The sequence below is a fragment of the Rhodoplanes roseus genome (assembly GCF_003258865.1).
GTDB classification, from domain to species: Bacteria; Pseudomonadota; Alphaproteobacteria; order Rhizobiales; family Xanthobacteraceae; genus Rhodoplanes; species Rhodoplanes roseus.
Genome location: NZ_NPEX01000678.1, coordinates 1 through 389 on the forward strand (window position 1 = coordinate 1; position 389 = coordinate 389).

1 protein-coding gene is annotated in these 389 nt (G+C 58.6%); it reads right to left on the bottom strand.

What is annotated here, in order from left to right; translation table 11 throughout:
- Window positions 1-290 (bottom strand): HutP family protein (locus tag CH341_RS31945; RefSeq protein WP_111423746.1); only part of this gene is annotated, 290 nt, incomplete at its 3' end.
- Between the last annotated feature and the right edge of the window lie 99 nt (window positions 291-389).

Below are 389 nucleotides of genomic sequence, written 5' to 3' on the forward strand. Positions count from 1 at the left end.
GATTCTGCCGCCACGTCCGAGCTGACGCCCTTCAGGCATTCGAGGCCCGCATGGATCACGGCGTGGATCTCGTTGTGATGGTGATGGATGATATGGCTTTGAAGCGCGCAGGCGACGAGCGACTTCACGAATGTCTTCGTCACATCCGTGCGAATGCCGCTGACAAAGGTGATGCCGAGCTTCAAGCGCGTACTCGCAGCGATATACTGCTTGAAGACCTCTTCCTCCTCGCGCGAGCTGATCGCAGCAATGATCGCGACCTTACCCAGACGGTCAGGATTGATGTCCATTGGGGGATTTCCTTGTGCGAGAACATGCCCGGCCCGCGATAACCCAAGGTTATCCCGCGAAACCCTTCCGCTATGCTGCCCCCCAAGGCGTGCAGTCGG